Genomic DNA, 22916 nt, shown 5'->3' on the forward strand with positions numbered 1-22916 from the left:
AGTTAAAATTTTCGTGGATGCCGGTGCGACAGGCCTGTGCAGACCGCGCCTTGCACCCTATATCTGGGGACATGAAGCCCCTGTATGCCTTCGTTTTTTCGGCCTTGCTCTGGGCGCTTGCGCCCGCCGCGCAGGCCGCCGAAGATGCGCTCCCCGATCCGCCGGTGCTCACCGCGTCCGAGACCACGCTGGACGAGTGGCTCTGGCTGAAGCGGCCCGTGGTGGTCTTTGCCGACAACCCCGCCGATCCGCGATATGTCGAACAGATGCAGCTGATCCTCGAACGCATGGAGGCGCTGGTGTTGCGCGACGTGGTGGTCATCACCGACACCGATCCCGCCGCCCGCACGTCCGTGCGACAAACGCTGCGCCCGCGCGGTTTCATGCTGGTGGTGCTGGCCAAGGACGGCACCGTTGTGATCCGCAAGCCCGCCCCGTGGGATGTGCGCGAGATCAGCCGCTCCATCGACAAGCTGCCGCTGCGCCAGCAGGAGGTCAAGGACCGCCGCGACGCGCTGCGACGGCAGGGCATACTGGAGTGATCTAGCTCTTCGTCCTGACGAAGAAGGCCTTGTTCATCGGCCGGTACAGCAGCACCAGCGCATAGTTCTGCGGGTCGTAGATCATCGTCGTTTCCGTCGACATCAGCACCGTGAAGGCGTCCTGTGCGAAGACGTCGTCCATGCAGCGCTTGCCCGGGCCGATGAAGCTGCTCAGGAGGCCGAGGCCCTTGAACAGGTTGATCGACATCAGCTGTTCCGAAATCTGGTTCGGCGTCACCCCCGGCATGTCGAAGGCGACAGTGCGCTTCTCCTCCAGGAACGGCACGGCCTCCCGCACGCCGTGGACCACCTTCGGCCCCTTCGTGCCGCGCACCTGCGGCGAGATCGTCGCGAACCGCGCCACGGTGCAGTCCGTCTCGGAATGGAAGACCTCCGTCTCCGCGAGGAAGATCCAGGCCGACACCATGCGCCGCGCCTCCTCTTCCGAATCCAGCTTGCAGCCGACCAGCACCGCCAGGGCAGTCAGCAGCATCAGCAATCGGCGCAGGGCCAGCGGCACCATGAAGGCTCCCTTCGGGAAGGACGCCCAAAGACATAGCAGCCAATCCTTGCCAAACCGTATGCAGACCCCCGGCCGTCATCGGCCGGACCGCACGGCACGGGTGCAGAAGACGCCGCCCGCGATGAACAGCACGAGCGCCATGAGCACCAGCCCTTCGACCGGCGTCACCGTGCCCCGCACCGCCAGCCAGAGCCAGACCGCCGCCGCCGCCACGGCCACGACGACGAAGCCGATCCAGCCCCGTGCCCCGAACCGCAGGCCCAGCACCCGCCGCACCACCGCCGCGTAGGCCAGCATCCCCAGAGGCGCCGCCACGAGGATCAGCGCGAGCAGCTTGCCAAGGGCGCCGACCCAGTCGTCGCCCCCGGAAATCAGCATCTTCGACAACACCGCCAGCGCACCATAGGCCACCCCCGCCCCGGCCAGCATGGCCAGGGCGTGCGTCCCCCATATGCGCGCCAGCGACGGCATCACTCGAATTCCATGATGACGTCGTCGACCGCGAGGCTGTCGCCCGGGCCTGCGTTGATCCTGGACACCACGCCGGTCCTCTCGGCGCGCAGGATGTTCTCCATCTTCATCGCCTCGACCGTGCAGAGCGCCTGCCCCTCCTGAACCGTGTCGCCGACCTCGACGTTGACCTTCACGATCAGACCGGGCATCGGGCAGAGCAGCAGCTTCGACGTATCCGGCGGCAGCTTCTCCGGCATCAGCGCGGCCAGTTCCGCCTGACGCGGGGTGCGCACATGCACCTTGAGGTCCGCCCCGCGCGAGCGAATGCGGAAACCATGGGTGATCTTGTCCACCTTCAGCACCAGCGGCGCGCCGTTCACCGTCATCCGCGCGAGGCTGTCGCCCGGGGTCCAGTCGCCCTCGACGCGCAGCGTGGTGCCGTCCTCGAAGGTCACATCGGAGCCGCTCTTGTCCGCCTTGATGATCAGCGGCCAGGGGATTTCGCCGCCCGCCTGCACCACCCAGTTCTCGCCCACATGGCGCTCGTGGTTGTTGATCGTCCCGGAAATCCGCGCCCGGCGAATCTCGGCCACCCGGTTCATGGCCGCCGCCGCCGCCGCGATCCGCTTGAGCGCGTCCTCGCCCAGATCGACGCCTTCGAACCCCTCGGGATATTCCTCCGCGATGAAGGCGGTGGTCATGTCGCCGGAGATGAACTTCGGATGATCCATCACCGCCGCCACGAAGGGCAGGTTGTGGCCGATGCCTTCGACCTCGAACGAGTCCAGGGCGTTGCGCATGGTCTCGATGGCCTCGGCCCGGGTCTTGCCCCAGGTGCAGAGCTTGGCGATCATCGGGTCGTAATACATCGAGATCTCGCCGCCCTCGTAGACGCCGGTATCGTTGCGCACGATGCCATCCCCGAGCGCCCCTTCCACGGGCGGGCGGTAGCGGGTCAGGCGACCGATGGACGGCAGGAAGCCGCGATAGGGGTCCTCGGCATAGAGGCGGTTCTCGATGGCCCAACCGTTGATCTTCACATCGTCCTGCGTGATCGACAGCGGCTCGCCGTTCGCCACGCGGATCATCTGCTCCACCAGATCGACGCCGGTGATCAGCTCCGTCACCGGATGTTCCACCTGCAGGCGGGTGTTCATTTCGAGGAAGTAGAAGTTGCGCTCCCCGTCCACGATGAATTCCACAGTGCCCGCAGAGGTATAGCCCACCGCCTTCGCCAGCGCGACGGACTGCTCGCCCATCGCCTTGCGGGTCTCGGGATCGAGGAAGGGCGACGGCGCCTCTTCGACGACCTTCTGGTTCCGCCGCTGGATCGAGCATTCGCGCTCGTTGAGGTAGATGCCGTTGCCATGCGCGTCGCAGAGCACCTGGATCTCGATGTGGCGCGGCTGGGTGACGAATTTCTCGATGAAGATGCGGTCGTCGCCGAAGCTGTTCGCCGCCTCGTTCTTCGACGACTGGAAGCCCTCGCGGCATTCGGTGTCGTTCCAGGCGATCCGCATGCCCTTGCCGCCGCCGCCGGCGGAGGCCTTGATCATCACCGGATAACCGATCTCGTTCGAGATCTTCACCGCCTCGTCCGCGTCCACGATCAGCCCCATGTAGCCCGGAACCGTGGACACCCCCGCCTCCTGCGCGATCTTCTTGGAGGTGATCTTGTCGCCCATGGCTTCGATGGCGCCCTTCGGCGGCCCGATAAAGGCGACCTCGGCGCGCTCCAGCGCCTCGGCGAACTTCGCGTTCTCCGACAGGAAGCCATAGCCCGGATGCACCGCCTGCGCGCCGGTCTTCTTGATCGCATCCATGATCTTGTCGATCACGATGTAGGACTGGTTCGCCGGAGGCGGGCCGATGTGCACCGCCTCGTCCGCCATTTCCACATGCAGCGCGTGCTTGTCGGCGTCCGAGTAAACCGCCACGGTCTTGATACCCATCTTGCGGGCGGTCTTGATGACCCGGCAGGCAATCTCGCCCCGGTTGGCGATCAGGATCTTGTCGAACATGTCTGTCCTCTCTTCTTCTCTATTGGCCCTGCAGGGGCGTATGGCGGAGCGCATGCAAAAGCCGCCCGCGGGCAGGGCCCGGGGCGGCTTTGTCATGCTTGGTCAGGCAGGCGCGAAGGCCCGCCCGGTTCAGGTCGGAAAACTCAGCGGTTGGCGCAGACGCCCGGCGTGACGTCGTCGCAGACCACGCCAGCTGCGCCGCCGACGGCCGCGCCGGTGACCGGGTCCTTGCCAAGTGCGGACGCGGTTGCCGCGCCGACACCGGCGCCGATGACGCCGCGTTCGAGGTCACTGCCTTCACAGGCGGCCAGGCCGATGCTGGCGGCAAGGGCAAGGGTAAGGGTCGTGATACGCATGAGAAGGACTCCATCTGTCTCTGGGGTGCGTTATGCACCCTTGTCAGATGATCCAACGCACGCCCGCAAGCATTCGTTCCGCGCAAGGCCGCGCCTGCGCGGCTCCTTGCGCATCGACGGGGGAGGCTGAGCGGCAGTCTGCCTATGGCGCGGGAAAGAAGGGTGCCGGGCAGGCATTCAGGGGACAGAATGCACCGCCCGGCGAGGGATGGGCCTCGGGCGTTTACGCGTGACGCGGTCGGGGACACCCGGGACAAACCCACAGTGTCAAAGGATTTTTGCGCCGCAAGGCTCGGCAAGAAGCCGCGCAGGGTTTGAGCCTTTTTCTGCCCAAACCGGGGGAGACTCGGCAGGATCACGCCCAATCCTCCCCGTCGTCCTCGTCCTGGTGGTCCTCGTCCTCATCATCGAAGCCCTCATCCTCGAAAACCTCCGGATAGGACGCCCGCGCAACCCGCACGTCGATGACCAGCAAGGCCTCGTAATCGGTCGGATCGAAGCCGTCGGGGTCCACCGCCTTCACCTCGCGCCCGAACAGCCAGGACAGCCGCCCGGCGTCGAGATTGCCGCGCTCGAAGGGCTCCTCGCCGAAGTGCTCCCAGAGCGCCTTCATGAAACCCGCATCGGCGCGGCGGTCCGCCGGACGGCGGTCGCGGAACCGCTCGCGGGCGGTCAGCGGCGTGGCGCCCTTGGGATTGGCGCGGCGGAGGGTGAACTGGAAATCGGTGCCGGGCAGACGCCCGGGAAAGCCGCGATGCTTCAGCATGACGTGCCCTCCTGGCCGGATTGGAGGGAACGTGGGGCGCGGTGCTCCGCGCCCCCGCAGCGACAGGGCAATGACGGGACGGACGGCGGGGCCGCCCGTCCCGACGTCTGTTTACTTGTACTTGCCGGTGTAGACGGGTTCGACGCTGATCGGCTCGGGATTGACCACGACGTACTCTTCTTCTTGCTGGCCGCAGGCGGAAAGCGCTGCAAAGAAACCCAGCATGGCAAGAAGCTTGATGCTGTTAGACATGTCTTGCTCCTGTCAGTTATCGCGGGCGACCCGCGACGAGACCGCCGCGTGTAAACCCGCTTCGAGGTACCGATTGCTTGGGTGCAATCGCCGCTCACGATAGCCGCGCTCGCGGTCAAAAGATACGGGGGCGTTCCTATACGGATGGCCTGTGACTCGAAAGCCTCAAAAGCCTGTCCACATGAGGAGTGCGCCGCAAGATATTGTGGATGCATCAAAAAGCCTCCCAAATGCAGGCATTGTCCGCGACACTGAAACTCTCGAAGAACTGCGTGACGTCCGGGGTCATGACGCCGAACTCCACCGGCGCGGACATCAGCGTTATGACGATCCGGCCCGGTTGCGGGCCGATGTCGGCCAGCCGCGGCAGGGCATAGCCGGTGCACAGCGCTTCCATGTCTGCCATCATGGCGTCGAAATCGCCCTCGCCCTCGGCGATGGCCGGAGCGAGGAAGCGAAAGCGGTAGGTCAACCCGCCGCCCGGTTCGTCCCAGATCATGTCATGAAAGCTGACGTCCTGCCCGGAGGGCACCGGCACGGCCTCGTCGCTGCCCGCTTGCGCAGGCAGGGCAGACGTCAACAGAACTGTCAGAATGGTTGACGCGCAGCCCCGACCCCACCACGTGGGTCCTCCCGCCGGGGCCGCGCATGACCCGGGCGCACCCGGGTGATGAACTCGTGTGAGGGCGCTCATTGCACACCCTCCGCCGCCCAGCTGATCCAGCGCGCACGATGCGCCGGGTCGGACAGCAAGGCTTCGATGCGGGGCGCGGTCGTCTGCGGCAGCGGCGTGCCGGTCAGGCACCGTCCACCTGCGGTCAGACAGATTCCATCCCCAAGCGCGGCAACTTGTATCACCGGAGAAAATCCGCGCAACCCTTTTAACACCCTCCACAAATCCTGCCGCACCTGACGCGCCAGCCTGCCGCGGCGCAGCATCGGAAAACCCGCGCTTGCCGCAACGTCAAATCGCGGCGGCCAGTGCCGCGCGAGCACATAGCCGCGGGCACTCCGTGCCTCGTGCCAGCCGCCGCGCAGGGTGCGCACCGGCGCGTCCTCGCGCAGCATCTCTTGCAGACTGTCAGCCATGTGCTCCCCCGGCCCCTCGGCTCAAAGCGGAATGTTGTCGTGCTTCTTCCACGGGTTCTTCAACTGCTTGCCGCGCAGCATGGCAAAGGCCCGGCTCACCCGCTTGCGCGTGGATTTCGGCTGGATCACCTCGTCGATGAACCCGCGTTCCGCCGCCACAAAGGGGTTGGCGAAGCGGTCTTCATACTCCTTCGTATGCGCCGCGATCTTCTCCGCATCGCCCAGGTCGGCGCGGTGGATGATCTCTGTCGCCCCCTTCGCCCCCATCACGGCAATCTCCGCCGTCGGCCAGGCGTAGTTCAGATCGCCCCGCAGGTGCTTGGACGCCATCACGTCATAGGCCCCGCCATAGGCTTTCCGGGTGATCACCGTCACCTTCGGCACCGTCGCCTCGCCATAGGCGAACAGCAGCTTCGCGCCATGCTTGATGACGCCGCCGTATTCCTGGGACGTCCCCGGCAGGAAGCCCGGCACGTCCACGAAGGTCAGGATCGGAATTTCGAAGGCATCGCAGAAACGCACGAACCGCGCGGCCTTGCGCGAGCTGTCGATGTCGAGGCACCCGGCCAGAACCATCGGCTGGTTCGCCACCACGCCCACGGTCTGCCCTTCGAGACGGATGAAGCCGGTGATGATGTTCTTGGCGAAGTTTTCCTGGATCTCGTAGAAATCGCCCTCGTCCGCGACCTTCAGGATCAGTTCCTTCATGTCATAGGGCGTGTTGGCGTTCTCCGGGATCAACGTGTCGAGGCTGCTCTCGATGCGGTCCACGTCGTCGAAGAACGGGCGCACCGGCGGCTTCTGGCGGTTGTTGAGCGGCAGGAAGTCCACCAGACGCCGCACCTCCGCAAGCGCCTCCACGTCGTTCTCGAAGGCACCATCCGCCACGGAGGATTTCTTCGTATGGGTCGAGGCGCCGCCAAGCTCCTCCGCCGTCACCACCTCGTTGGTCACGGTCTTCACCACATCGGGGCCGGTGACGAACATGTAGGACGAATCCTTCACCATGAAGATGAAGTCGGTCATCGCGGGCGAGTAGACCGCGCCGCCAGCGCAGGGCCCCATGATGACGGAAATCTGCGGCACCACCCCGGAGGCCATGATGTTGCGCTGGAAGATCTCCGCGTAGCCCGCGAGCGCGTCCACGCCCTCCTGGATGCGGGCACCGCCGGAATCGTTCAGGCCGATCACCGGTGCCCCGTTCTGCACCGCCATGTCCATGATCTTGCAAATCTTCTGCGCGTGGGTTGCCGACACGGACCCGCCGAGCACGGTGAAGTCCTGGGAGAATACATAGACCATCCGGCCATTGATGGTGCCCCAGCCGGTCACCACGCCGTCGCCGTAGGGACGGTTGTCCTGCATGCCGAAATCGGTGCAGCGGTGGGAGACGAACATGTCGTATTCCTCGAAGCTGCCCTCGTCGAGCAGGAGGTCGATGCGCTCCCGCGCCGTCAGCTTGCCCTTGGCGTGCTGCGCGTCGATGCGCTTCTGCCCGCCACCCAGACGCGCGCCCTGGCGGCGCTCATGCAGTTCTGCAAGAATGTCTTTCATCGTCCATCCCTTCTCGTGTTCGGCTCCCCGCCCCTGTCGATCCGGCCTTTGCAGGTGCAGCATGTCAAGGGCACCTGGCAGTTTCCCGGCGAGTCATCGTCAGACGGGCGCTTTGCGGCGAAAATACAAAGCAAACCCGATCACTCAAGCGAATCTTGGCAAATTTGCAAATTCTGCATATGCATTGCACTGCAAATTGCGAAATCGCAAATTACGTGTCGTCGTCATGCATAATATGGACAAGCCCGCCTCGCAGGCGTACCGCTTTGCCCATGACCAGTCCCGCACCCGTCCGGTTCCTCGACCGCAGCACCCCGCCCCACATCGGCACCCTCGTCCTGCTCGCCGGCATGTCGGCGCTGGTGATGAACATTTTCATCCCAAGTCTGAACGCCATGGCCGATTGGTTCGGCACCGAATATGGCGTCATGCAGCTCGCCGTCGCCGGATATCTGGCGATGAACGCCGTGCTGCAGCTGTTCATCGGCCCGATGGCCGACAAGTTCGGGCGCAGGCCGGTGATCCTCGCGGGGCTCGCGATCTTCTGCGTGGCGACCGTCGGATGCATCGTCGCGCAGGACATCGTCACCTTCCTCGTGTTCCGGATGATCCAGTCCGCCATCGTCGTTGCCATGGTGCTCAGCCGCGCGGTGGTGCGCGACCTCTACCCGCCGGATCAGGCCGCCTCCATGATCGGCTATGTCACCATGGGCATGTCCGTGGTTCCGATGATCGCCCCCGCCATCGGCGGCGCCCTGTCGCAGATGTTCGACTGGCACGCGACCTTCTGGCTGATGCTGGCCCTGGGGCTGCTGACCCTCTGGCTCAGCTGGCGCGACCTGGGCGAGACCGCCACCCGCAGCACCCTCTCCCTCGGCCGCCAGTTCGCGGAATACCCCGAGCTCTTCGTCTCGCCGCGCTTCTGGGGCTATGCGCTCGCCTGCAGCTTCTCCTCCGGGGCGTTCTTCTCCTACGTCGGCGGCGCGTCGTTCGTCGGCACCGAAGTCTTCGGCCTGACGCAGTCCGAGCTTGGCTTCTACTTCGGCGCCCCGGCCATCGGCTATGCGCTCGGCAACTTCATCTCCGGACGCTACTCCGCCCGCGTCGGACTCAACCCGATGATGCTCTGGGGCGGGATGATTGTCACCGGCGGGATGCTGCTCTCCGTTCTCGTCTTCCTCGCGGGCTATGGCAGCGTCACCGCCTTCTTCGGCTTCATGACCCTTGTCGGCCTCGGCAACGGGCTGACCATACCCAACGCCACCGCCGGGATGCTCTCGGTGCGCCCGCACCTCGCCGGCACCGCGTCTGGCCTTGGCGGCGCGATCATGATCGGCGGCGGCGCGGCGCTGTCTGCCCTTGCGGGCGCGTTGCTGCAACCGGGCAGCGGCGCGATGCCGCTGCTGCTGCTGATGCTCGTCTCCGCCGCCTGCTCCGTCGTTGCGGCGATGATGGTCATTGCGCGGGCGAAGCGTCTCGGGGGGCTGGACGCGGCCTGAGCGGTCTGCAAAGTTGCAACCCATCAGGCGCAAACTTGCAAAGGCTCGACGATGGCTCCCCAGAAACTCTATGCCGGCGCCAAGCTGCGCGACATCCGGGGCCGGCTTGGTATCACGCAGAAGGACTTCGCCGCCAAGCTCGGGGTCTCCCTGCCCTACCTGAACCAGATGGAGAACAACAACCGCCCCGTCTCCACGACGGTGGTGCTGGCGCTGGCGCAGGAGTTCGGCTTCGACGTCACCGAGCTTGGACAGGGCGACAGCGAGCGGCTGGTGTCGGACATGCGCGAGGCGCTGGCCGATCCGATCTTCGCAGAGGCCGCGCCGCAGCTGGCGGACCTGCGCCTGACCGCCTCCAACGCGCCCGCGCTGGCCCGCGCCTTCCTCACCCTGCACCGCGCCTACAGCCAGACCCACGAGCGCCTCGCCTCGCTCGACGAGGCGCTTGGCCGCGAGGGGGCGCAGCTTCAGCCGAGCCCCTGGGAGGAGGTCCGCGACTTCTTCCACTACTGCGACAACTACATCGACGCGGTGGACCGCGCCGCCGAGCATTTCGCCCAGTTGCGGACGGGCGAAAGCGACATCCGGCAGGCGGCGATGGGCCGCCTCGCGCTGTCCGGCATCACCGTCCGCCGCGCCCGCGAAGCGCCGCTGCGGGCGTTCGACAAGGAGCGGCAGGAGCTGACGCTCTCCTCCCTCGCGCCGCCGGAAACCCAGACCTTCCAGCTGCTGGTGCAGGTCGCCCTGCTGCGCCAGAACCAGCTGCTGGACGCCACCCTGGACCTCGCCCGGTTCCACTCAGACGAAGCCCGCGCCATCGCCAAGCTCGGCCTTGCCAACTATTTCGCCGGGGCCGCGATGATGCCCTACACAGCGTTTCTGGACGCCGCGCAGGAGACGCGGCACGACCTCGAACTGCTCGCAGCCCGCTTCGGCGCGTCCATCGAACAGGTCGCGCACCGGCTCTCGACGCTGCAACGTCCCGGGGCGAAGGGCGTGCCCTTCTTCTTCGTCCGCGTCGATCAGGCGGGCACGATCACCAAGCGGCACAGCACCACGCGGCTGCAATTCGCCCGCTTCGGCGGGGCCTGCCCGCTGTGGAACGTCCACCGCGCCTTCGAGACGCCGGGCCGTTTCCTGCGCCAGCTTGCCGAAACCCCGGACGGGGTGCGCTACATCTCGCTTGCCATCGACGTGTCGAAAACCGGCGGCCACTTCGGCGCCCCGCGCCGCCGCTACGCCATCGCGCTCGGCTGCGAGGTGCGGCACGGCGCGGCGCTGGTCTATGCGGATGATCTCGACTTCACCCGCGCCTCGGCCTTCGAGCCGATCGGCATCTCCTGCCGCATCTGCGAGCGCGAGAACTGCCACCAGCGGTCCGTGCCGCCGCTGGAAAAGCGCCTGACCATCGACCCGACCCGGCGCGATACCCTGCCCTATCGGCTGGAGTGACCCTTCGGCGTGGAAAATTTTGCCGGGACAAAATTTTGGCTTCGGGGGCGCTGCCCCCGGACCCCCGAGGGTATTTTTGGACCAAAGAAGTACAGGGGCGTGTCACGGACGCGCCGGCCACCGCGCCGCGAGGTCGGCCATCAGCCCGCGGTCCACATCGTCCAGCGGACCCTGCGCCCAGGGCCGGAAACGCATCCGGAAAGCGTCCAGCAGATCCGCCTCGCCGCCCTCCGGCCAGCCGTAGCCGAAAACCCGCGCGTCCCGTGTGAACGCCCCCGGCTCGGCCATCTCCGGCCAGACGGCCAGCCCCTGCCGCGCCAGCCGCTTCCAGTCGAAGCGGCGTCCCGGGTCGATCTTGCGCCCCACCGCCGTGTCGGAATGGCCCAGCACCGCCTCCGGTCCAAGCTGCCAGCGTGCGAGAATGCCGCGCAGCAGCCGCTCCACGACGGCCATCTGCGGCTGCGGGAAAGGCTGCAGGCCGGTGTTGGCGATCTCGATGCCGATGGAACGCGAATTGACGTCCGGCAGGCCGCCCCAGCTGCCCGCCCCCGCGTGCCAGGCCCGCTGCCCCTCGCAGACCAGCTGCCAAAGACGGCCGTCGCGGGCGACCACGTAATGCGCGGAGACTTCCGCCTCCGGATTGCACAGCCAGTCGCGGGCCGCCTCGGCGCCCGCCATGGCGGTATAATGCAGCAGAACCAGCGAAGGGCGCAGGCCATCCCGGCGCTCCCCGCAATTCGGCGAAGGCCACCGTTCTGCCCCGGCCTCGCCGATCATGTCCGGATCAGCCGTTCCGCGCCGCGCGGAACGGGGCCGGATCCCACGAGCAGGCAAAGCCGTCGCCGTCCGGGTCCATGCCCTTGCGGTCCTTTTCCGGGCCGCCCATCACGAGGAAATCCTCCTGCGCGAGGTCGGGCGAGGGATAGGCCGCGCAGGCGCGCTGGGCCTTGGACTCGGAGCTGAAACTGGACCGGCTGTAGAGCGGCGTGCCCACCGGGTTGTTCGTCCGGAGCGCGTATTCCACGATGTTCGGGCGGTTGCTGCCCGGGCGGGTCGGCAGTTCGGTCGGCTGGATGATCTGGAACTGCGCCCGGTTCTGCGCGATCATCGCCGCGTCATCGGCGATGTCCCGTTCCGCCGACACCGCGCCGAAATCGTTCTCGTCCGAGATGCCCACCGCATTGGTCACCACCTGCGGCGCCGGGTTGGACGGGGAGGCCTGCACCGGGCCACCGCTGCCGCCACCATCGAGCGGCTGCGCCTGGACGTCCACCGGGCCGGGCACCGTGGTGGGACGTCCGCCGCCGGTCAGCGCGGCCTCGCGCTGCGCCTGGTATTCGCGGTAATCGCCGAAGCCGACGCCGCGGCCCGTGTCCACGACCCCCGCGCCGCTGTCCGGCACCGACGGGCCGCAACCCGCCACCACGGCCAGCGCCGCCAACCCCAAGAAACCGTTCCGCATCATCGCTCTGCCCCAGATATGGTCAACGCGCCTTACCACCATTTCCCCGGCTTGGCCACAAACCCGGCGGCCTGCTCCAGCGCATAGGCGGTATTCAGCAGATCGCCCTCTTCCCACGGCCGGCCAATCAGTTGCAGCCCCAGCGGCAGCCCCTGCTTGTTCACGCCCGCCGGAACCGCGATGCCCGGCAGACCGGCAAGGTTCACCGTCACGGTGAACACGTCGTTGAGGTACATCTGCACCGGGTCGGCCTCCGTCATCTCGCCAAGGCCGAAAGCGGCGGAGGGAGTCGCGGGGGTCAGGATCGCATCGACACCGGCGGCGAAGACGTCCTCGAAATCCTTCTTGATCAGCGTCCGCACCCGGCGAGCACGGTTGTAATAGGCGTCGTAGAAGCCCGCCGACAGCACATAGGTGCCGACCATGACGCGGCGCTGCACCTCGTGGCCGAAGCCCTCGGCGCGGGTCTTTTCGTACATCTCGGTGATGCCGTCGCCCTGCGCCAGTTTCGCCCGGTGGCCATAGCGCACACCGTCATAGCGGGCGAGGTTCGAGGAGGCCTCCGCCGGGGCGATGACGTAATAGGCCGGCAGCGCGTATTTCGTGTGCGGCAGGGAGATGTCGACGATCTTCGCGCCTGCGTCCTGCAGCATCCGGCGCCCCTCGGCCCAGAGCGACTCGATCTCCTCGGGCATGCCGTCCATGTGGTATTCCTTCGGAATACCGATGGTCTTGCCGCGGATGTCGCCGGTCAGCATGGCCTCAAAATCCGGCACCGCGAGGTCCGCAGAGGTCGAATCCTTCGGGTCGTGACCACACATCGCCTGCAGCATGATCGCCGCGTCGCGCACGTCCTTGGTCATCGGCCCGGCCTGATCCAGCGAGGAGGCGAAGGCGATGATGCCCCAACGCGAGCAGCGGCCATAGGTCGGCTTGATGCCGGTGATGCCGGTGAAGGCGGCGGGCTGGCGGATCGAGCCGCCGGTGTCGGTGCCGGTCGCCCCAAGGCAGAGGTCTGCCGCCACGGCCGCCGCCGAACCGCCCGACGAGCCGCCGGGGGTCAGCGCCGCGTCGTCATTGCCGCGCCGCCAGGGGTTGACCGCATTGCCATAGGCCGAGGTCTCGTTCGACGAGCCCATGGCGAATTCGTCCATGTTCAGCTTGCCGAGCATGACCGCACCCGCATCGAAGAGCTGCGTCGTGACGGTCGACTCATACTCGGGCCTGAAACCCTTGAGGATGTTGGAGGCGGCCTGCGACGGCACGCCCTTGGTGCAGAACAGGTCCTTGATCCCGAGCGGAATGCCGCAGAGGGCGGGCGCATCCCCGGCCTTGATCCGGGCATCGGCGGCCTTCGCCTGCTCCCGAGCGATCTCCGGCGTGTCATGCACGAAGGCGTTCAGCGCCTTCGCGCCCTCGATGGCCGAAAGGCAGGCCTCGGTCAGCTCGACGCTCGTCACCTCGCCCTTGCGCAGCGCGTCGCGCGCCTCGGCGATCTTCATCTTCGTCAAATCGGACATCATTCCACCACCTTCGGAACCGCGAAGAAACCTTCCCGCGCATCCGGCGCGTTCTTGAGCACCGCCGCCTGCTGGTTGCCGTCGGTGACGCCATCGACCCGGCGCTTGAGCCGCATCGGCGTGACGGAGGTCATCGGCTCGACGCCGGTCACGTCGACCTCGTTGAGCTGCTCGATGAAGCCAAGGATGGTGTTGAACTCCTCGGCCAGCGCCGGCAGCGCCTCCTCTTCCACCTTGATCCGGGCCAGCTTGGCCACGCGGGCGGCGGTCTCCTTGTCGATCGACATGGGCGTCCCTCTTCGCTTGGGTTTGACCCGGGCTTTACCGTTCCGCGCAGGGCGCTGCAAGCATCTGGGACGGGGAACCGGGGTTTGGTCGCGGACGGCCCGCGCTCCGCCTGCCAAAGCAGCGCGGCCCCGGACGGCGATCCGGGGCCTGAAAGCACGATGCGGAGGGGCAGCCCGGAGGGTCCGCTACTTCGACAGGCCTTCCATTTCCCGCAACGCGGTGGAGGAAAGCATCTGCAACTCCTCCGCCAGGGTCTTGAACTCGGAGGCAATGAACCCGATGCCGCGGCCGAGATCGCCGAGCTTGCTGGCCTCGATGGCGGCATTGATCGCCACGAGGCGGACATGCTTGGAGATCGTCTCCATCCGCTTGAGCGTCTGCTGCGTGGCCGCAACGGCCCCCGCCGCCGCCTCCACTTCCGCGTCGCGCCGCTCGTCGATGTCGCGCCAGACGGTGTCGCAGAACCGGGTCACGACGGGCATGAACTGGCCCCGGCGCAACTCGTAGTGCTCCTGCAAGGCCGTGCCGAGCTCCGCGCCGCCGCGGTCCGCTGCCTGCACCACCCGCTGCGAGCCACGCGCCATGGCATCGAGATGCGGCACGATCGCGGACTCGGCCTCGATGAACCGGCGCAGCCACTTGCAGGTCTCGTCGGAGTATTCCTCCCAGGGATCGTGCAGCGTGTTGACGATCTCATGCGCCCGGTCGAGCCAGCGTACCGTGTCCTTCAGAACCTTGAGGTTGTGCTCCCGGTCGGCATCACGCTCGCGGCCATCCGGGTCCGGACGATGCAGCAGGGTGCCGAACAGCGCGACCCGCACGGCCCGTGACCGCGATTCGGCGACGAGGTCGACCAGCGCACGGCGCTGGCGGCTGACCTCCATCATCGCCGCCCGCTCCCTCTCCCGGTCTCCTCCGGGCACGGATGCCAGTTCGATGCTGCGCCCATGGTAGGTCATTCGGGTCTCCGGTTGTGTGATGACACCCCCTTTCTTGCTCGAAAATGTTTATTAAACTGTGAAGGAAATTGGCGCGATCCGGAGGGCACGCGCCGGACCGGCAGCAATCCGACAGGGAGCAAGACCATGAACATCCTCTGGCTGGGCCACGGCTCATTCCGCATCGAAATCGGCGACCAGATCCTGCTGATCGACCCCTGGATCAACGGCAACCCGATGATGGAAGGCAGGGACACGGAGGCCGCCATCGCCGGCGCCACGCAGATCCTCGTGACCCATGGCCACTTCGACCACACGCAGGACATCGTCGAGGTGTCGGAGCGCACCGGCGCGCCGGTCTCGGCGATGTACGAACTGGCAAATTACCTGTTCTCAAAGGGCGCGAAACAGGGCAATGCCTTCAACAAGGGGGGCACGCTGACCTTCGGCGACGTCTCGGTGAACATGGTCCCGGCCTCGCATTCCTCGTCGATCGTCATCGACGGACGCGGCGCCTACATGGGGGCGGAAATCGGCTACGTGATCCGCGGCGAGGGCAAGACGCTGTATTTCTCGGGCGATACCACGATCATGGCGGACATGGCCTGGATCGGTGCCTATTTCAAACCCGACATCGGCATCCTGTCGGCGGGTGGGTATTACACGATGGACATGGATATGGCGGCCTGGGCGGCGAAAACCTACTTCGACTTCAAGACGGTGATACCGTGCCACTACCGCACCTTCCCGGCCCTTGCGCAATCGGCGGAAAAACTGGCGGCAGGCCTGCCGGGAGTGGACGTGATCGAGCCACAGGTCCTTGAGGCGATCACCCTCTAGGCAGGAAAGAATTTCCGGGGCGAAATTCTTGTTTCGGAGGCTTCGCCTCCGGACCTCCAGGTATTTGTGGACCAAAGAAGACCGGGGCGCCGCACCTGATTTCTCTGGTCTTCAAATACCCTCAGGGGAGTCCGAAGGACGGGGGCGGCGCCCCCATCCCAAAATTTTGTTCCGGCAAAATTTTCTCCGCCTCAGGCGGATGCCTTCGCCAGGGCCTGGTCGAGATCGGCGATCAGATCGTTCGCATCCTCGATGCCGATGGAGATCCGCACCACGTTCGGCGCCGCGCCCGCCGCGATCTGCTGCTCTTCGGTCAGCTGGCGGTGCGTCGTGGAGGCCGAGTGGATCACCAGGCTGCGGGTGTCGCCGAGGTTCGCCACATGGCTGAAGATCTCCAGCGAATCCACCAGTTTGACGCAGGATTCGTAGCCGCCTTTCAGGGCCACCGTAAACAGCCCGCCCGCGCCGTTCGGGCAGATGCGGGACACCCGGTCGTTGTAGGGCGAGGACGACAGGCCGGCGTAGGTGACCTGTTCCACCGCCGGGTGGTTCTCCAGCCAGCTGGCCACCCGCGTGGCGTTCTCCACGTGGCGCTGCATCCGCAGCGACAGCGTCTCGATCCCCATCAGCGTGTAATGCGCCGCCTGCGGGTTCAGCGTCATGCCGAGATCGCGCAGGCCGATGGCGATGCCGTGGAAGGTGAACGCCAGCGGGCCGAAGGTCTCGTGGAACTTCAGGCCATGGTAGGCCGGTTCCGGTGCCGAGAGCGACGGGAACTTGTCCGAGGCGGACCAGTCGAACTTGCCCGAATCCACCACCACGCCGCCGGTCACCGTGCCGTTGCCGGTCAGGTACTTGGTCATCGAGTGCACCACCAGCGTTGCGCCATGCTCGATCGGGCGGCAGAGGTAGGGCGTGGCCGAGGTGTTGTCGACGATCAGCGGCAGGCCAGCCGCATCCGCCACCTTCGCCGCCGCGTCGAGGTCCGTGATGTAGCCGCCCGGGTTGGCGATGCTCTCGCAGAACACGGCGCGGGTGTCCTCGTCGATGGCCGCCGCCACCGCGTCCATGTCATCGAAATCGACGAACTTCGCGGACCAGCCGAAGCGGGTGATGGTCTGGCTGAACTGGGTGATCGAGCCGCCGTAAAGCCGCGTCGAGACCACCACGTTGCGCCCCGGTGCCATCAGCGGGAACAGCGCCATGATCTGCGCCGCGTGCCCGGACGAGCAGCACACCGCCCCCGCGCCGCCTTCCAGCGTCGCGACCCGCTCCTGCAGCACCGCGACCGTCGGGTTGGTCAGGCGCGAGTAGATGTAACCGACTTCCTGCAGGTTGAAGAGCGCCGCCGCGTGTTCCGCGTCGCGGAAGACATAGGCCGTGGTCTGGTAGATCGGCGTCTGGCGGGCGCCGGTGGCCGGGTCGGGCCGTGCGCCCGCGTGGATCTGAAGCGTGTCGAAGCCGTAGCTGGGGCCGTCTGTCATGGAATCCTCCCTCCAATGTTCGCCCTAGGGGTATGCCATTGTGTCCCGCCCGGCAATCCGTGGCCGCGCCCCGTCCCGAGAATGCCGTCCCGAAGCACACGGACGGTGGCTCCTGCACAGGGTCCGCCCCGCCTTCGCCCGCAAGATTTGCGATTGCAGTCATACCCTTGCCCGATTTCCGGGCGAAACCGCAGGCAACCGCGGCAACGAACCGGACCAAGCCTGCCATGTATTCGCCCCGACGCCCCGCACGAGCGGCCTTCCCCACCGTCGAAGCCCTGCGCCGCCGGGTCATCGCCGGTCTGCACGCGGCCCTGGGCGATGCCGAGATCACCCTGGCGCAGGACGATCCCAACACGCTGTGCGTCGAAACCGCCGCCAGCGGCGCGAACATGGTGCACCTCGGCAACCTTGCCACCGAACTGGTCGGCCAGTTGCCCCGCCCGGCCGCCGAGGCGCGGGTCGAGGCCTTCATCGCCATGGTCCGGAGCCTCGCACGGGGCGGCCCGGCGCTGGCCGCCGATCGTCTCTACCCGGCCCTCCGGCACCGCGATTTTCCGGCCCGCAGCGGCTGTGACCCGCTGACCCGCCCCGGTCCCGGCGACTGCCTCGCGGTGCTGATGTCGGACGAGGGCGCGCATACGGCGATGGTCACCGAAGCGGGACTCGACGCCGCCGGGCTGGACAGCGCCGGGGCCTGGGACGCGGCGGAGGAGAACTTCGCCCGCATCCTGACGCGCCTTGTGCTCTTCGCGGGCCCGGGCGGCTTGCTGTCGCTGGAACTCGAGGATTACGACTGGCTCGGCAGCAGCCTGCTGCTCGCTCCTGCGGTGATCGCGCATGTCATGGCGGCGCAGGACACCGGGCCGGTCTACCTCGCCGCCCCCTCCCGGCACTCGGTCGAGATGATCCCGGTGGCGGCCCCGGGCGCGCTGACGACACTGGCCGCCTGGATGGCGGAGCGTCTGGCCGAACCGCACCCGCAATCGGACCTCGTGTTCCGCTATGCCGCCGATGCCCGCGCCCCGCGCCCGGCCTTTGCCTTCGAAAACGGCCGGCTCAGACCGCTGTCCTGATCTCGGGTCCGCCGCCACAGGACGAGGCTGTGCCCCCGCATCCCCCGGACGGGGCCCGCGCCGCAGGCACGGGCTACGGACCGTCCCGCGCGTCACTGCGCGGCCGCCCCGGATCGCCGATCACATCACGACGGTCTCGACGCAGAGCACCGTCGGCAGGTGCCGCGCGATCTCGGTGAAGCTGTCGCCCTCGTCGAAACTGGCGAAGACGGACCCGGAATTGGTCCCGAAGTACAGCCCCGGCGCCTCGGCCCGGTCCACCGCCATCGCCTGCCGGAGAACGGTGAAGTAACACGCGCCCTGTGGCAGCCCTTCGCGGCAGGCCTCCCAGCTCTCGCCGCCGTCCCGCGAGCGCCAGACCGCCGCCGACGCCTCCGGCGGGAAGCGCCCGGCCATGTCGCCGTTCAAGGGGAAGGTCCAGACCGTCTCCGGTTTGCCCGGATGCACCGCGATGGGAAAGCCGAAGTTCGAGGGCAGCCCCTCCGTGATGTCATCCCAGGACCGGCCGCCATCACGCGAGCGATACACTCCGTGGTGGTTCTGCTGGTACAGAACGTCCCCCCCGGTTCGCTGGATGTTGTGCACACAGTGGCCGGTGTCGCCGTCGCGCGGCCCCGCCGGGTGGTTGTGATGGGCGCAGGCTTCCGCGTTGGACAGCCGGTTGCGCCGGTCCCAGGTTTCGCCGCCGTCCTCCGTGGCAAACACCCCCGCCGCCGAGATCCCCAGCCACATCTTGCCCGGGTTTTCCGGCACCGGCACGATGGTGTGCAGCGTCAACCCCACCGCCCCCGGCTGCCAGCTGTCCGCCGACGGGTGGTTGGTCAGCCCTTCCACCTTCTCCCATGTCGCGCCATCGTCACCCGAGACGAAGAGCTTCGCCGGTTTCGAGCCCGCGTAAACCTTGCCGTCCACCCGCGCCAGCGACCACATGGCATCCGCCTCGCCGCTGAACGGTGCGGGCTCTGACGGCTCGATCCCCATCATCTTCGCCGTCTCCGGGTCATTGCGGACCCAGTGATCCATCTGCCCGTCCGCCAGCTTCGAGAGCACCCATGTCGCGCCGCCATCCGCTGACCGCCAGACCCCGGCGCCGAAGAACTCGCCGCCACCCGCAGCCCAGAGCATCCCGCTGTCCGGATCGCCCACCGCATGGTTGATACCCCATCCGCCGCAATGCGGCCCGGAGACGGCCCAATCCTGCCGCGCCGCGTCGGACGTCAGCAAAAACAACCCCTTGCTGGTCCCGGCCAGCACAATCACCTTGCCCACCATGGCAAAACTCCCTGTTTGCGCAAACGGGAGCGTAGCACGGGTTTCGGGAGGCACCTACAGCGCTGTGCGGCTGACCGCGCGCGGAACCGGGCGCCTTTCCCTCCCCCTTGGGGAGGGCCAGGGTGGGGGTGGGAAGGTCGGCGTGGGGGTGACAGGCCAGCATGGCGCAATGGGCCTCACCGCAACCAGAACCCCTCCTTCTTGATCCGGTTGCGGATCGCCTTCTCCCGCGCCGGCAGGTCGTCCTGATCGAACAGCGCCCGCACCTTGCGCCCCCGGCCCTGGTAGATCATCCGCTTGAAGGGGTCATACTGCTTCAGCACCTTCTTCACCCGGTTCGGCGCGGCGATCTCTTCCAGGAGATCCACCACCGCCTGTGCCTCCCGCGCATAGAGCAGCGGCAGGGTGCGGTAATGGCAGGTCACCGTGCCGTCGAGCAGCCCCTCCGGCAGCGTTCCCCGCCCGCCCCCCAGGGCATGGATCACCAAGGGCAGGGCGACCTGGTCGAGCCAGGGATCGAAGGACTGCAAGGACGCCGCCTCCGGCGGATCGTCCCGGATCGTCAGCGCATAGTCGAGGAACCGCTGCCCGAAGACCCGCGGGCAGCGGTAGAAGAAGAACCCGGCGTTGAAATAGAGATACCGCTGCCAGTATTCGTCCGGCTGGCTCAGATCGAGCGAGCTCTCGAAATCGAGGCCGAAGCGGTCATAGAGCGAGCGCCAGATCTCCGCGTACCCCGGCCCGTAGATCTCCAGCTCCGGCCAGGTCCCCTCGCGCCGCATCGACGCCGTGGGCCGGTCGAAATCGAACGGCACCTGCGACAGGTCGCCAAGCACCAGCGTGTCGGTATCGAAGAACACGAACGGCTCGCCCTCGGGCAGGACGAACAGCGCCTCGATCTTGTTGCCATAGGGATAGGCTTCACCGAAATGCACGCTTTCGAACGGCAGAAAGGTCGCCCCGAGCCGCTCCAGCAGCGCCCGCACTTCCGGGTCCCGCACCCCGGGATCGCGGCTCCAGAGCGGCCCGGGACGTGGCTCCGCCACCCAGAGGCGAATCCGCTCCGGCGTGCCGCTCCGCGCCAGCGAGGCCGCGAAGAGGACCGCCTCGCAGGACAGCCGCCCGGCCTGCCCGACGATCAGCAGGTTCACCGTTTGCGATTGTGAGGCGGACGGGTTTCGTGCCATTCTGAGGCTGCTCATTCAGGTTTTTCAGGGCACTATAGGCGTGATCGGCCCCGGTCAAAAGCGCCATGTGCACCGCATTTCAGGGACTTCTTCCGATGATCGACCTCCTGCTGATCCTCACCGCCATCGCCAATGGCGCACCGCCTGCGCAGCCTGCCGCACAAGCCGCTGCCGCTCCGGTTGCCGCTGCCGCCACCGCCGCCCCGCCCCCGGCCATGACCGCCAGCAGCGGCCAGATGGCTCCCGCCCCGGCTGACGCGCCCAAGTACCGCGCGGAAAGCCAGGTGCCCACGGGCAAGTTCACCACCGCCACCGAGGTCCGCCCGATCCTCGACGCCACCCGCGCCAACTGGGTCGCGGTGCGCGAATACGACGGCAAGGACCTCGTGTACCTGACACATCTGCTGTCCTGGCGCTGCGGACTGGTGGCGATCCAGGTCGGGCTGAACGGCGGGCCGCTGGAAGACTGGCCGATGGAAGAGTGTCATGAAGGCACCGGCTCCCCGAACGCGCTCACCGGCGATGCGACACTGATCTACCACAGCTATCCGCCAAGCTCGGTGCAGACCATCACGGTGGAGATCACCTACGACGACCTCACCGCCGACACGGCCACCTTTGACCGCAACGGCGCGATGATTCCGTAAGGCCCCATCCGGCATTCTTGTCCGGATTTGACACAAGCCCACGCGCCCCGCACACTCCCTGGACATTCGTACCCAAGGAGAGTCCCATGCGTTTTGCAAAAGCTGCCCGTACCACGTTGCTTGCCCTTGTTGTCTCGACCGTCTCGGCGGTCTCGGCCCAGGCGGTTGTCGTTCACCAGTATTCCGGCACATCGGACAGTGATCCGCTCGTGACGCTGTCGGGCTGGTTCACCATCTCCGAAAGCACCGTGCTCGAGTCGGGCGTCTATCTCGCCAATTCCGACATCCTCGACCTCAGTTTCGTGCACAGCGAAGATGGCACGGCTGGCATGGCTGGCCTCGTGACCGCAGATCGCACGAGCCTGTCCGCCGTCGACGGCACCGTGACCGGCGGTCAGGGCGGATTCCTGTCCATCCTTGCGCCGTACAACGCGCCGTTCCAGATGACGCTCTACGGAGGCGGCCTTGTCCGCTCCACAGGCGGGTTCTACAGCGGAACATGGACCTCCTATATCGGTGCGCCGCCCAACGCGTCCGCCGTGCCCCTGCCCGCCGGTTTCCTGCTCCTGTCCACCGCGCTCGGGCTTGCGGGCGTCCTGTCGCGCCGCCGCCGGACCTGATCCGGCGCGTCTCCCCGGTTGCCGGGCGCATCGCTCCCGTAGGGCGGGGCTGTGCCCCGCCCCCCCCTGCGGACCATCACCGGCTTTCGACGGGGGCGCCCATGTCCGCCGGGGCCAGCCCCTGCACATAGGCGAGGACCGCCTCGACCTCGTCCAGCGTCATCGTGATCGGGGCGATCGGCGACGGGCGGTCTTCCGGGAACGGCTCGGAGACGCCGTCGATCAGGGTGAAGGCCGGGTGCGGGTTCAGGACGTAGAAGGCCTGGAACCGCTCCGACCAGTCCGGCATTGCCCGCAGGATCATGAAACTCGGCGTCGAGCCGATGGAGCCGAAGCGCTCCTCCGGGCGCACCACGTGGCAGCGCTTGCAATGCAGCTGCGCCGCCCGCAGGCCAAGGTCCGCATCGCCGTCGAAGGTTACCTCCCGCACCACCCGCGCCTTCGCCTCCGGCAGGGTGAACAGCGGCTCGCCCTCCGGAGCAAAGCCCGTCACGGTGTTGCGCCCCACCTCCGAGCGCAGCCACTCGGCAAAGCGCTGCGCCCCGGTGTGGTCTTCGGAGAGCACCGCAAGGTGCCAGACCTGCCCCGCGCCCTCGAACAGCGCCGTGCCATCGTCGCCCAGGGCCACCTCCGCCGCCTCCCCCGGCGCGACCCGGGTGACACGCACTTGGGTCTTGAGGGTGAAGCGCGGAAGGATATGGTGCAGCAATCCGGATTGCTCCAGCACCTCCGGTGCGGCCAGCCGCACGTGCCGTTGGTCTTGCGCCCGCGCGGCAAGCGGGGCAAGCAGGAGCATCAGAACCGTGATCCAGCGCGTGAGCATGACCCCATGCTAGGCCCCGGCCCCCGCCCGGATCAAGAAAAACAGGGAAGGAGAGCGCCATGAGCGACGATTTCAACATGTCGATGCGGAAGTTCCTCAAGCAGGTCGGCGTGACCTCGCAGCAGGCCATCGAAGAGGCGATGCGGAACGCCGACACCGCCGGAAAGACCTTTGCGGTCAAAGCCGTCGTGACCATCGAGGCGCTTGACCTGACGCATGAGGTCAGCGGCGAAATCAAGGGGCAGGAGTAAG

The 22916-nt window shown here is 67.0% G+C and carries 26 protein-coding genes; 8 read left to right on the forward strand and 18 right to left on the reverse strand.

The genetic code is table 11. The features are described 5' to 3' along the window. Positions 1 to 71: 71 nt before the first annotated feature. Entirely contained in the window at positions 72 to 542 is a 471-nt protein-coding gene (locus ACP159_RS09625) for a DUF4174 domain-containing protein (RefSeq protein WP_425099461.1), read from the forward strand. 1 nt (position 543) lies between these two features. On the opposite strand, the gene ACP159_RS09630 is transcribed toward ACP159_RS09625, so the two are convergent. The 9 genes from ACP159_RS09630 to ACP159_RS09670 form a co-directional block, all read right to left on the reverse strand. Beyond that, positions 544 to 1065, reverse strand: coding sequence for a hypothetical protein (locus ACP159_RS09630; protein WP_425099462.1), 522 nt, complete (start codon positions 1063 to 1065; stop codon positions 544 to 546). A 75-nt stretch (positions 1066 to 1140) separates the two neighbouring features. Beyond that, positions 1141 to 1536 carry a hypothetical protein gene (locus tag ACP159_RS09635; protein WP_425099463.1) on the reverse strand — a complete coding sequence of 132 codons (396 nt, stop codon included), beginning with the start codon at positions 1534 to 1536 and terminating at the stop codon, positions 1141 to 1143. Continuing rightward, on the reverse strand, positions 1536 to 3539 hold the full coding sequence (locus ACP159_RS09640) for an acetyl-CoA carboxylase biotin carboxylase subunit (protein WP_425099464.1): 2004 nt from the start codon (positions 3537 to 3539) through the stop codon (positions 1536 to 1538). Before ACP159_RS09640 ends, ACP159_RS09635 begins: the two co-directional genes overlap by 1 nt. Positions 3540 to 3682: 143 nt before the next feature. Then, a complete protein-coding gene (locus ACP159_RS09645) occupies positions 3683 to 3895 on the reverse strand; it encodes a hypothetical protein (protein ID WP_425099465.1) in 213 nt (70 codons plus the stop codon). Positions 3896 to 4250: 355 nt separating this feature from the next. Next, positions 4251 to 4661 (reverse strand): hypothetical protein, encoded by a 411-nt coding sequence (locus tag ACP159_RS09650; protein ID WP_425099466.1) that lies wholly within the window; start codon positions 4659 to 4661, stop codon positions 4251 to 4253. A 111-nt stretch (positions 4662 to 4772) separates the two neighbouring features. Next, positions 4773 to 4913, reverse strand: coding sequence for a hypothetical protein (locus ACP159_RS09655; protein WP_425099467.1), 141 nt, complete (start codon positions 4911 to 4913; stop codon positions 4773 to 4775). 214 nt (positions 4914 to 5127) lie between these two features. Continuing rightward, positions 5128 to 5493 carry a DUF6497 family protein gene (locus ACP159_RS09660; RefSeq protein ID WP_425099469.1) on the reverse strand — a complete coding sequence of 122 codons (366 nt, stop codon included), beginning with the start codon at positions 5491 to 5493 and terminating at the stop codon, positions 5128 to 5130. Between the two features lie 110 nt (positions 5494 to 5603). Continuing rightward, a complete protein-coding gene (locus tag ACP159_RS09665) occupies positions 5604 to 6002 on the reverse strand; it encodes a hypothetical protein (RefSeq protein WP_425099470.1) in 399 nt (132 codons plus the stop codon). A gap of 21 nt (positions 6003 to 6023) precedes the next feature. Then, positions 6024 to 7556, reverse strand: a complete 1533-nt coding sequence (locus ACP159_RS09670; RefSeq protein ID WP_425099471.1) for an acyl-CoA carboxylase subunit beta — start codon at positions 7554 to 7556, stop codon at positions 6024 to 6026. A 272-nt stretch (positions 7557 to 7828) separates the two neighbouring features. Between ACP159_RS09670 and ACP159_RS09675 the strand changes: the two genes are divergently transcribed. Both ACP159_RS09675 and ACP159_RS09680 read left to right on the forward strand, forming a co-directional pair. After that, the gene (locus ACP159_RS09675) at positions 7829 to 9055 is read left to right on the forward strand and encodes a multidrug effflux MFS transporter (RefSeq protein WP_425099472.1); all 1227 of its coding nucleotides are present in this window, start codon (positions 7829 to 7831) and stop codon (positions 9053 to 9055) included. Between the two features lie 51 nt (positions 9056 to 9106). Further along, complete coding sequence (locus ACP159_RS09680) at positions 9107 to 10507, forward strand: helix-turn-helix domain-containing protein (protein ID WP_425099473.1); 1401 nt, start codon at positions 9107 to 9109, stop codon at positions 10505 to 10507. A 102-nt stretch (positions 10508 to 10609) separates the two neighbouring features. Here the strand turns inward: ACP159_RS09680 and ACP159_RS09685 are convergent, their stop codons facing one another. The 5 genes from ACP159_RS09685 to ACP159_RS09705 all read right to left on the reverse strand — a co-directional run bounded on the left by ACP159_RS09685 (position 10610) and on the right by ACP159_RS09705 (position 14736). Next, positions 10610 to 11284 carry an N-acetylmuramoyl-L-alanine amidase gene (locus ACP159_RS09685; protein WP_425099474.1) on the reverse strand — a complete coding sequence of 225 codons (675 nt, stop codon included), beginning with the start codon at positions 11282 to 11284 and terminating at the stop codon, positions 10610 to 10612. A gap of 7 nt (positions 11285 to 11291) precedes the next feature. Next, positions 11292 to 11969, reverse strand: a complete 678-nt coding sequence (locus tag ACP159_RS09690; protein WP_425099475.1) for a hypothetical protein — start codon at positions 11967 to 11969, stop codon at positions 11292 to 11294. A gap of 32 nt (positions 11970 to 12001) precedes the next feature. Continuing rightward, entirely contained in the window at positions 12002 to 13489 is a 1488-nt protein-coding gene (gene gatA / locus ACP159_RS09695; protein ID WP_425099476.1) for an Asp-tRNA(Asn)/Glu-tRNA(Gln) amidotransferase subunit GatA, read from the reverse strand. Beyond that, positions 13489 to 13776, reverse strand: a complete 288-nt coding sequence (gatC, locus tag ACP159_RS09700) for an Asp-tRNA(Asn)/Glu-tRNA(Gln) amidotransferase subunit GatC (protein WP_425099477.1) — start codon at positions 13774 to 13776, stop codon at positions 13489 to 13491. The genes gatA and gatC overlap by 1 nt, the downstream gene beginning before the upstream one ends. A gap of 186 nt (positions 13777 to 13962) precedes the next feature. Beyond that, positions 13963 to 14736: a hypothetical protein gene (locus ACP159_RS09705; RefSeq protein ID WP_425099478.1), complete on the reverse strand. Its 774-nt coding sequence runs from the start codon at positions 14734 to 14736 to the stop codon at positions 13963 to 13965. Positions 14737 to 14862: 126 nt separating this feature from the next. Between ACP159_RS09705 and ACP159_RS09710 the strand changes: the two genes are divergently transcribed. Then, a complete protein-coding gene (locus tag ACP159_RS09710) occupies positions 14863 to 15555 on the forward strand; it encodes a metal-dependent hydrolase (protein ID WP_425099479.1) in 693 nt (230 codons plus the stop codon). Between the two features lie 191 nt (positions 15556 to 15746). Here ACP159_RS09710 and ACP159_RS09715 read toward each other — a convergent pair whose 3' ends face one another. Next, positions 15747 to 17039 (reverse strand): O-acetylhomoserine aminocarboxypropyltransferase/cysteine synthase family protein, encoded by a 1293-nt coding sequence (locus tag ACP159_RS09715; RefSeq protein ID WP_425099480.1) that lies wholly within the window; start codon positions 17037 to 17039, stop codon positions 15747 to 15749. A 227-nt stretch (positions 17040 to 17266) separates the two neighbouring features. On the opposite strand from ACP159_RS09715, the gene ACP159_RS09720 reads away from it, so the two are divergent. After that, positions 17267 to 18115: a hypothetical protein gene (locus tag ACP159_RS09720; RefSeq protein WP_425099481.1), complete on the forward strand. Its 849-nt coding sequence runs from the start codon at positions 17267 to 17269 to the stop codon at positions 18113 to 18115. Between the two features lie 120 nt (positions 18116 to 18235). On the opposite strand, the gene ACP159_RS09725 is transcribed toward ACP159_RS09720, so the two are convergent. Further along, entirely contained in the window at positions 18236 to 19387 is a 1152-nt protein-coding gene (locus ACP159_RS09725) for an exo-alpha-sialidase (protein WP_425099482.1), read from the reverse strand. A 176-nt stretch (positions 19388 to 19563) separates the two neighbouring features. Then, entirely contained in the window at positions 19564 to 20589 is a 1026-nt protein-coding gene (locus ACP159_RS09730; protein ID WP_425099483.1) for a hypothetical protein, read from the reverse strand. Between the two features lie 80 nt (positions 20590 to 20669). On the opposite strand from ACP159_RS09730, the gene ACP159_RS09735 reads away from it, so the two are divergent. After that, positions 20670 to 21221 (forward strand): hypothetical protein, encoded by a 552-nt coding sequence (locus ACP159_RS09735; RefSeq protein WP_425099484.1) that lies wholly within the window; start codon positions 20670 to 20672, stop codon positions 21219 to 21221. A gap of 86 nt (positions 21222 to 21307) precedes the next feature. Beyond that, positions 21308 to 21841, forward strand: coding sequence for a VPLPA-CTERM sorting domain-containing protein (locus tag ACP159_RS09740; RefSeq protein ID WP_425099485.1), 534 nt, complete (start codon positions 21308 to 21310; stop codon positions 21839 to 21841). A 76-nt stretch (positions 21842 to 21917) separates the two neighbouring features. On the opposite strand, the gene ACP159_RS09745 is transcribed toward ACP159_RS09740, so the two are convergent. Then, positions 21918 to 22664, reverse strand: a complete 747-nt coding sequence (locus ACP159_RS09745; protein ID WP_425099486.1) for a hypothetical protein — start codon at positions 22662 to 22664, stop codon at positions 21918 to 21920. Between the two features lie 59 nt (positions 22665 to 22723). On the opposite strand from ACP159_RS09745, the gene ACP159_RS09750 reads away from it, so the two are divergent. Continuing rightward, complete coding sequence (locus ACP159_RS09750; RefSeq protein WP_425099487.1) at positions 22724 to 22915, forward strand: DUF6494 family protein; 192 nt, start codon at positions 22724 to 22726, stop codon at positions 22913 to 22915. The last annotated feature ends 1 nt before the right edge of the window (position 22916 follow it).

Source organism: Tropicibacter sp. S64 (genome assembly GCF_049803835.1).
Lineage (GTDB): Bacteria > Pseudomonadota > Alphaproteobacteria > Rhodobacterales > Rhodobacteraceae > Pacificoceanicola.

Bases quoted from the DNA above. Each gene is read 5' to 3' on its own strand.
- ACP159_RS09625 (WP_425099461.1), top strand. From the start codon at position 72: ATGAAGCCCCTGTATGCCTTCGTTTTTTCGGCCTTGCTCTGGGCGCTT.
- ACP159_RS09630 (WP_425099462.1), bottom strand. From the start codon at position 1,065: ATGGTGCCGCTGGCCCTGCGCCGATTGCTGATGCTGCTGACTGCCCTG.
- ACP159_RS09635 (WP_425099463.1), bottom strand. From the start codon at position 1,536: ATGCCGTCGCTGGCGCGCATATGGGGGACGCACGCCCTGGCCATGCTG.
- ACP159_RS09640 (WP_425099464.1), bottom strand. From the start codon at position 3,539: ATGTTCGACAAGATCCTGATCGCCAACCGGGGCGAGATTGCCTGCCGG.
- ACP159_RS09645 (WP_425099465.1), bottom strand. From the start codon at position 3,895: ATGCGTATCACGACCCTTACCCTTGCCCTTGCCGCCAGCATCGGCCTG.
- ACP159_RS09650 (WP_425099466.1), bottom strand. From the start codon at position 4,661: ATGCTGAAGCATCGCGGCTTTCCCGGGCGTCTGCCCGGCACCGATTTC.
- ACP159_RS09655 (WP_425099467.1), bottom strand. From the start codon at position 4,913: ATGTCTAACAGCATCAAGCTTCTTGCCATGCTGGGTTTCTTTGCAGCG.
- ACP159_RS09665 (WP_425099470.1), bottom strand. From the start codon at position 6,002: ATGGCTGACAGTCTGCAAGAGATGCTGCGCGAGGACGCGCCGGTGCGC.
- ACP159_RS09670 (WP_425099471.1), bottom strand. From the start codon at position 7,556: ATGAAAGACATTCTTGCAGAACTGCATGAGCGCCGCCAGGGCGCGCGT.
- ACP159_RS09675 (WP_425099472.1), top strand. From the start codon at position 7,829: ATGACCAGTCCCGCACCCGTCCGGTTCCTCGACCGCAGCACCCCGCCC.
- ACP159_RS09680 (WP_425099473.1), top strand. From the start codon at position 9,107: ATGGCTCCCCAGAAACTCTATGCCGGCGCCAAGCTGCGCGACATCCGG.
- ACP159_RS09685 (WP_425099474.1), bottom strand. From the start codon at position 11,284: ATGATCGGCGAGGCCGGGGCAGAACGGTGGCCTTCGCCGAATTGCGGG.
- ACP159_RS09690 (WP_425099475.1), bottom strand. From the start codon at position 11,969: ATGCGGAACGGTTTCTTGGGGTTGGCGGCGCTGGCCGTGGTGGCGGGT.
- gatA (WP_425099476.1), bottom strand. From the start codon at position 13,489: ATGTCCGATTTGACGAAGATGAAGATCGCCGAGGCGCGCGACGCGCTG.
- gatC (WP_425099477.1), bottom strand. From the start codon at position 13,776: ATGTCGATCGACAAGGAGACCGCCGCCCGCGTGGCCAAGCTGGCCCGG.
- ACP159_RS09705 (WP_425099478.1), bottom strand. From the start codon at position 14,736: ATGACCTACCATGGGCGCAGCATCGAACTGGCATCCGTGCCCGGAGGA.
- ACP159_RS09710 (WP_425099479.1), top strand. From the start codon at position 14,863: ATGAACATCCTCTGGCTGGGCCACGGCTCATTCCGCATCGAAATCGGC.
- ACP159_RS09715 (WP_425099480.1), bottom strand. From the start codon at position 17,039: ATGACAGACGGCCCCAGCTACGGCTTCGACACGCTTCAGATCCACGCG.
- ACP159_RS09720 (WP_425099481.1), top strand. From the start codon at position 17,267: ATGTATTCGCCCCGACGCCCCGCACGAGCGGCCTTCCCCACCGTCGAA.
- ACP159_RS09725 (WP_425099482.1), bottom strand. From the start codon at position 19,387: ATGGTGGGCAAGGTGATTGTGCTGGCCGGGACCAGCAAGGGGTTGTTT.
- ACP159_RS09730 (WP_425099483.1), bottom strand. From the start codon at position 20,589: ATGAGCAGCCTCAGAATGGCACGAAACCCGTCCGCCTCACAATCGCAA.
- ACP159_RS09735 (WP_425099484.1), top strand. From the start codon at position 20,670: ATGATCGACCTCCTGCTGATCCTCACCGCCATCGCCAATGGCGCACCG.
- ACP159_RS09740 (WP_425099485.1), top strand. From the start codon at position 21,308: ATGCGTTTTGCAAAAGCTGCCCGTACCACGTTGCTTGCCCTTGTTGTC.
- ACP159_RS09745 (WP_425099486.1), bottom strand. From the start codon at position 22,664: ATGCTCACGCGCTGGATCACGGTTCTGATGCTCCTGCTTGCCCCGCTT.
- ACP159_RS09750 (WP_425099487.1), top strand. From the start codon at position 22,724: ATGAGCGACGATTTCAACATGTCGATGCGGAAGTTCCTCAAGCAGGTC.